Below are 356 nucleotides of genomic sequence, written 5' to 3' on the forward strand. Positions count from 1 at the left end.
AAGGTGATCGAAAAGGATGAAATCGGTCTCGATGCGATCGGTGATCGCGCGATCAGCAATCTGGTCGCCCGATTTTTGCCTTGGGGATGTCATTAGAGCCTCAATACTCCCGCTTCGCCTCCTTGACGTGTCCCCCTAAGACATTGAAGAAAAATGCATCATCACGCCGCTTTCGACTCGCCAGCCAGCGAGGCGAACGTCTTGCCCTCCGTCGCCAGGCTTCTCCAGCAGCGGTGCCGGCTCGAGATTGGGATCGTTTGTGTCCTTGGCGTAGAAGGACAAAGCTTGCGCTTTGCGGACAAGCGACAGTGAGTTTGTTAGGCAGCGTTCTCTATACCGCGCCGGCCTTCTGCGCA

Annotated in this window: 1 protein-coding gene; it reads right to left on the minus strand. The window is 56.2% G+C overall.

Annotated features, from left to right (window positions below):
- Positions 1-135 precede the first annotated feature (135 nt).
- On the minus strand, positions 136-356 hold a 221-nt coding region (locus AC0L2O_RS36480; protein WP_473373160.1), incomplete at its 5' end, for a hypothetical protein.

Source organism: Bradyrhizobium sp. Kon10 (assembly GCF_055807395.1).